Here is a 3,709-nt window from a genome sequence, read left to right as displayed (position 1 = left end):
CCTGCTGTCGGGGCTCGGCATCGGCCTCTTGATCTCCACCATCTCGAAGACGCAGCAGGAGGCGTTCCTCACGAGCTTCCTCGTCTTCATGCCCGCGATCCTGCTCTCGGGCTTCATGTTCCCCGTGAGCAGCATGCCCGCGGTCTTCCGGTGGTTGACGCTTCTCAACCCGATGCGGCACTACATCGAGATCGTCCGCGCCATTTTCCTGAAGGGCGCCGGGCCGGCCCTCCTCTGGCCGCAGCTCACTGCGCTGCTCGTCATCGGCGTGGGACTGCTGACCTTCGCGACCTCACGCTTCAGCAAGACGACGGGATGACGACCCCGGCCGCGGGCGCGGTACCGTGGAGACTCCGGGACGAGCCGATCCCCGCTCACCGCGTCATCGTCCTCGCCACCCGGAACGCGAAGTGGTCGCTGCCGCCCGACGGTGCGCCGCAGAACCGGGACGCCCGACGAAAGACGTCCCGGTATCTCATCCAGGAGCCTCCGCGCACGACACGACCGATGCCGGACCGCGGTCCCGCCGGGTCCGTTACAGCGGTGTCCCCGAGGCTGCATTCGTGCCAGTCGTTACAGTACTCCCATGCGTTCCCCGCCATGTCCTCGAGACCCAGTGACGCCGGCGCCGGAGGGTAGCTCCCGACGGGTGTGGTCCAGCCGACCTCGCGGCAGCAGTTGAGCAGGTCCGTTCCGGGGGCCCGATAGCCCCAGGGGTACAGCCTGCCGTCGTCGTACTGCGCGGCATATTCCCATTCGGCGTCGGTCGGCAGTCTGTAGCCGCGGGCATCGTACGGGTCTCCCCCGTTGCACGCCCAGTCGCCGTCGTGCTTGTAGGCGCGCGGCAACTCTTCCTGCAGGCTCAGCCAGTCACAGAAGCGCGCCGCTCCATACCACGAGACCCTCTTCACGGGATGGTCAGGGTTGATCCCATGTCCGGCGTCACGAAGGCTGAACTCACCATCTGAGAAGGCGATCTCGCAGTCGTCATCATCGAGATCGAGGAGTTCGACTGAGCTGCCATCCAGGCTGTCCCGGACCGAGACGGCAGTGACGCTCACGTACCCGTGTCTGCAGGCCCATCTGACCGCTTCCAGGTACTCCTGGTTGGTCACCTCATGACGGCCGAGGTGGAAGCCGCGCGTGATGGAGACCGTGTGCCGGCTCGCCCCGCACTGAGCGACTCCATCACCCATTGTGAAGGCGCCCGCGGGCACAAGCACCATATCGATCGGACAACGCCCTGAAGTGATCGGTTCCGGGGCTTCCAGCGCAGCCGGCGTGCGGCATCCGAGGCCCGTTGCCACCATCACGATCATAAACGTACTCGCAGCACGCGCAGCTCGCCCGACCGGACATATCATCGATGACTCTCCATACCAGAGCTCCGGGTCCCTCTCAGGCCCGGACAGACAGACCGTCACGGCTCACACTACCAAGTGCAAGTCAACTCATGCAACGCCGTGCGGGACTTCCACACACAGCGGCCCCGCTCAGCCCGGCAGAGGCACCTGTACCACAACGCCTCCTCTGACCTTGAGCCCCACCCCCGAAGTGTGTGAGTATCGAGCGGCAGCGTTCCTGGGCCCGCGAACGCTGGACGGTATCGTGCGGCGCAGAGACACCAATCCAGAGGGTCTGCAATGAGAGTCGTCATCATAGGAGCGGGGAACGCCGGACACAGGCTCGCGTCCAGGTTGTGCGACGAGAAGCACGACGTCGTTCTCGTTGACCACCGCGCGCAGCCCCTGGAAGAGAGCGCCGCCGAGCTGGACGTCCAGACCGTCGTGGGCAACGGGATCAGTCCGCAGACCCTGGAAGAAGCGGGCGTAGCGAAGGCCGGGCTCGTGGCGACCGTGACGAACCGGGACGAAATCAACATACTGGCCGCCGTGTCCGCGCGCGCGGCCGGTGCGCGGTACACGGCGGCTCGCGTATCGAACGACGAGCTGACCGCCGGACGGCACGCGGACTACCTCTCCGGACTCGGGATCGACCTCATCGTCAACGAGCACGAGGAGTGCGCTCGCGAGGTCCTCTCTGTTCTCAATCTCGGCGGCGCCAAGGAGATCGTCCACATGGCGGATGGACGTATCCAGGTCGTGGGCACGGACGTGCCCCCCGGCAGCCCTCTGCTCGCCGGGCCGCTCAGGGATTTCTCGCGTTCCGACATCCTCAGCGACGTGCGCCTCATCGCCGTGATGCGTGGCGATAAGCTCATCATGCCGCGCGGCAACACGACGTTCGAGGTCATGGACACGATCTACTGCGTCGGGCGGCCGAGCAGCGTCCGCGCGTTCCTTGATGTCGTCAGGCCGAACCAGATCGAGATCAGCAAGGTCGTTGTCGCCGGCGGGGGTGACATGGGATTGCGGCTTGCCCGCCATCTAGAGCGGTCGGACAAGCAGGTCGTCGTGATCGAGGAGGACATCGAACGCGCCCACGAGTGTTCCGCTTCGCTCACCAGGGGCACGGTCATCTCCGGGAACGCGCTGGACCGCGCGATTCTGGATGAGATCGGCATCACGCGCCACACCGCCATCGTGACCTCGACCGGCAACGACGAGAACAACATCATCGCCTGTCTCCTCGCCCAGAAGCTGGGAGCCGGGTTCGGCGTCGCGCTCATCTCCAAGCCTGAGTACGTCTCGATCATCAACGAGGCCAGGCTCCTGGACCGGGCCGTGAGCCCCTACCTCACGACCATGAACGCCATCCTCCGCTTTGTCAGGGGCGCCAGTATACGGGCGATCACACTGCTGCAGAACGTGCCGGGGGAACTCCTGGAGGTCCACGTCTCCGAAGGCAGCAGATGGGTCGGTAGGGAACTCAAGGACATGCGCCTGCCACGGCGGTCGGTAGTGGCAGCCGTCGTGCGCGGAGAGGACGCCGCTATCGGGGTCGGCGCCACGACACTGCAGGAGGGCGACCGACTCATCGTTTTCGCACCGCTGGGGGTCGCCGCCAAGCTCGAATCGGTGTTCCGCAAGTGAGACCTCGCCGCGTTCTGCACCTCGTCTCCTACGTCCTTGCATTCGTAGCTGTCGGTGAGGGCGTCTGCTGGCTGGTCTCCTGGCTCATGGGGGACCCCGCGCAGGCTCAATGGTCCCTCGCTGTGAGCAGTGGGACCGTCCTGGCGCTCGCCCTCGCGCTGTGGTTGCTGACGCGCGGCCCCGTCTACCTGTCACGGCGCGACGGGTTCGCCATCGTCACGTTCGGTTGGGTCGCGGCAGCCGTGGCCGGGGCTTTCCCGTTCCTCCTCTCGGGCATCATCCCGCACCCCGTGTCGGCCGTCTTCGAGACGATGTCCGGCTTCACAACGACCGGCGCCTCCGTAATGACCGACCTCGAGCTTGTTCCACGGGGAATCCTCTTCTGGCGGGGCATGACGCAGTGGCTGGGCGGCATGGGAGTGCTCGTCCTGTGCATCGCCATTCTGCCCTTCCTGGGCGTCGGCGGTATGCGGATCTATCGCGCCGAGATACCGGGCCCGTCCAAGGACCGTCTGACGCCGCGCATAGCGTCCACCGCCAAGCTCCTCTGGGGGCTCTACGTCCTGCTCAGTCTGGGCGAGACCGCCCTGCTCATGACCGGCGGCATGAACTGGTTCGACGCCTGCTGCCACACGTTCACCACGATGTCGACGGGCGGCTTCTCCACGCGAACCGCGAGCGTCGCTGCCTTCGACAGCGTGTACATCGAGATTGTG

At 65.8% G+C, this 3,709-nt stretch carries 4 protein-coding genes; 3 read left to right on the top strand and 1 reads right to left on the bottom strand.

Annotated elements, in window-relative coordinates; genetic code table 11:
- Positions 1-319: ABC transporter permease subunit (locus GF405_09520; GenBank protein MBD3368390.1), on the top strand; the 319-nt coding region annotated here is incomplete at its 5' end.
- A gap of 55 nt (positions 320-374) precedes the next feature.
- Here GF405_09520 and GF405_09515 read toward each other — a convergent pair.
- Entirely contained in the window at positions 375-1,364 is a 990-nt protein-coding gene (locus GF405_09515) for an SUMF1/EgtB/PvdO family nonheme iron enzyme (GenBank protein ID MBD3368389.1), read from the bottom strand.
- 279 nt (positions 1,365-1,643) lie between these two features.
- On the opposite strand from GF405_09515, the gene trkA reads away from it, so the two are divergent.
- Together trkA and GF405_09505 are read left to right on the top strand one after the other, a co-directional pair.
- Positions 1,644-2,993, top strand: a complete 1,350-nt coding sequence (trkA, locus tag GF405_09510; protein MBD3368388.1) for a Trk system potassium transporter TrkA — start codon at positions 1,644-1,646, stop codon at positions 2,991-2,993.
- Between the two features lie 86 nt (positions 2,994-3,079).
- Positions 3,080-3,709 (top strand): TrkH family potassium uptake protein (locus GF405_09505; GenBank protein MBD3368387.1); only part of this gene is annotated, 630 nt, incomplete at its 3' end.

The organism is Candidatus Effluviviaceae Genus V sp., assembly GCA_014728125.1.
Taxonomy (GTDB): Bacteria; Joyebacterota; Joyebacteria; order Joyebacterales; family Joyebacteraceae; genus WJMD01.
This window is presented reverse-complemented; position numbering and strand designations above follow the sequence as displayed.

What these genes read in the sequence shown, in the direction of transcription:
- GF405_09515 (MBD3368389.1), bottom strand. Translation starts at nt 1,364, where the DNA reads ATGATATGTCCGGTCGGGCGAGCTGCGCGTGCTGCGAGTACGTTTATG.
- trkA (MBD3368388.1), top strand. Translation starts at nt 1,644, where the DNA reads ATGAGAGTCGTCATCATAGGAGCGGGGAACGCCGGACACAGGCTCGCG.